Origin of the sequence: Mesorhizobium sp. M7A.F.Ca.CA.002.05.1.1, assembly GCF_003998335.1 — a bacterium.
GTDB lineage: Bacteria > Pseudomonadota > Alphaproteobacteria > Rhizobiales > Rhizobiaceae > Mesorhizobium.
This window is the reverse complement of sequence record NZ_RZQI01000924.1, coordinates 1-2,296: the sequence shown is the minus strand read 5'-3', so window position 1 is coordinate 2,296 and position 2,296 is coordinate 1. Positions and strand designations below refer to the sequence as shown.

At 63.4% G+C, this 2,296-nt stretch carries 3 protein-coding genes; 2 read left to right on the top strand and 1 reads right to left on the bottom strand.

Going from position 1 to position 2,296, the window contains the following annotated elements; translation table 11 throughout:
* A partial coding sequence (locus tag EN939_RS30610; protein WP_127271386.1) for a beta-ketoacyl-ACP synthase III occupies nucleotides 1–896 on the top strand: 896 nt, incomplete at its 5' end.
* 273 nt (nucleotides 897–1,169) lie between these two features.
* A complete protein-coding gene (locus tag EN939_RS30605) occupies nucleotides 1,170–1,787 on the top strand; it encodes an MOSC domain-containing protein (RefSeq protein WP_127271384.1) in 618 nt (205 codons plus the stop codon).
* A gap of 56 nt (nucleotides 1,788–1,843) precedes the next feature.
* On the opposite strand, the gene EN939_RS30600 is transcribed toward EN939_RS30605, so the two are convergent.
* Nucleotides 1,844–2,296, bottom strand: a 453-nt coding sequence (locus EN939_RS30600) for an SDR family NAD(P)-dependent oxidoreductase (protein WP_127271382.1), incomplete at its 5' end; no start/stop codon positions are given.

Here is a 2,296-nt window from a genome sequence, read left to right as displayed (position 1 = left end):
GGATGGCGCCGCGCATTCCCGCACGGCCCGACGATGCGCTGTCGCTGGAGGCCGAGTTCGGCATAGCCTCGGCGAAGAAGGCCCTCGACCATGCCGGGCTGCAGCCGTCGGATATAGACCTGGTGATCTGCTCGGCCTCGCATCACCAGCGGCCCTATCCGGCGATCGCCATCGAAATGCAGGAGGCGCTGGGGACGAAGGGCGCGGGCTTTGACATGGGGCTTGGCTGTTCTTCGGCGGCGGCCGCCTTGCACATAGCCGTCAATTTGGTGCGGTCGGGCGCGCACAAGCGCATTCTGGTGACGACGCCCGAGATCATCACCGGCCATCTCAATTTTCGCGACCGGCAGACGCATTTCATCTTCGGCGACGCTTCGGTGTCGATGGTGGTCGAAGGGCTGGCCAAGGGCGACAAGCGGCCGGGGCGCTTCGAAGTGCTCGACACGCGCGTCTGGACGCAGATGTCGAACAACATCCGCACCAATCTGGGCTATCACACCCGCACCGCCCAGGATGATCCTTACATGATCAATCTGGAAGGCAATCTGATCAAGCAGGTCGGCAACAAGGTGTTCAAGGAAGTCACCGTTGCCGGGCAGAAATTCATCGTCGAATTCCTGGCCGAGCACGGGCTGACGCCGCAGGCGATCAGGCGCTTCTGGCTGCATCAGGCCAATGCACGCATGAATGCGATGATCCTGAAACTGTCGTTCGGCCACGAGGTCGACCACGACCGCGCGCCGATGGTGCTGGAGCGGCTTGGCAACACGGCGGGCGCCGGCGCCATCGTCGCGCTGTCGGAAAACCACGCCGACATGAAGCCTGGCGATTTCGGCCTGATCTGCGCCTTTGGCGCGGGGTATTCGATAGGCGGTGCGCTGTTGCGGATGCTCTAGGTATGTCGATATTCAGGTGAGGCCGCCCGGCGAATGGCTACGCTTCCCCGCGTCGCGGTAGGGCTGAACTCACGTACCCAAAAGTACGCTCCGTTCCTGTGCTCGGAATACACCTTGGCGCTCAATACGTCTTGTTGCGTTAGGCTGGTGCGAACGGCACTCGCCTGGCGATCGCCATCCCATCGGTGACGTTGATCGGACGATCAGCACTTTCGACTGGACGCCGCGAAGTCCGCCCGGCTAATTCGCTGGATGACGAGAGAAAAGAACGCCATGCTGGATCTCTTCCCCGAGGCTGAAAAGCCGATCGAAATCATCCCCGCGCGAAAGCTTGCCGCCAAGGCGGCAGCGCTTTACGTGGCGCCGGCGGATCATTTTCAGACGCGCCCGGTGGACGAATTGCTGCTGGATTTCGATGGCATAGCAGGCGATTTTCATGCCGGACCGACACGCCGCGCGGGCGGGCGCGAGCCCTGGTATCCGCGCGGCACCGAAATGCGCAACGAACGGCAATTGTCCATAGTGGCAGCGGACGAACTGGCGGTTGTTGCCCAACGCATGGGCCTGGCCGAGATCAGGCCGGAGTGGATCGGCGCCAATCTTGTGATCGAAGGGGTGCCGAACCTCTCGATGCTGCCGGCCGGCACGCTGCTGTTCTTCAAGGGCGGCGTCACCATCAAGATTGACGTACAGAACGGACCTTGCCGCATCGCCGGCCGGTCGATCGCCGAGAATGCCGGAATGGCCGACGTCGAAGCCGGCGCGCTGTTGTTCCCAAAAGTCGCGAAACGGCTGCGCGGCGTCGTCGCCTGGGTCGAGAAGCCCGGAACGGTCAGGGTCCGCGAAGAAATCTCGGTGCGCGTGCCGGAGCAGTGGATCTATTCGGCATAGCTGTGCGGCAACCAGAGGGCAGGAGCTACGCCGCCGTCGCGGCGTAGCCAAGCTCACTAGGCGTTAGCTTTGCGGTTCTTCTTGGCGCCTTGCGCCATAACGGAAACATGGTCCCACTTGTCCCATGTGGCGAGTCGGTTGGCGTATTCCTGGCGTATCATCGGCAGGCCGCCGTCGCCGAAGAACACCCTGAGCGGTGGCTCGGCGGCGTCGACAATGGCCAGCATCGCCGGCCCGGTGGCCTCTGGATCGCCGGCAACGGAATTGGCGCGGCGCTCTGCCATCTTCGCACGGGCGGGCGCATAGGCCTCGATCGGCTGAGAGATCTTGGCCGACGGGCCGGCCCAGTCGGTGGAGAAGCCGCCCGGTTCGACCAGCGTCACATGGATGCCGAATTCCGCGACCTCGATGCTCAGCGACTGGCTGAAGGCCTCCAGCGCCCATTTCGAGGCGTGGTAGAGGCCGAGCGAGGCAAAGGCATTGACGCCGCCGATCGACGAAATCTGGAT

Coding starts and splice junctions, on each gene's coding strand:
- EN939_RS30605 (WP_127271384.1), top strand. CDS start 1,170: ATGCTGGATCTCTTCCCCGAGGCTGAAAAGCCGATCGAAATCATCCCC.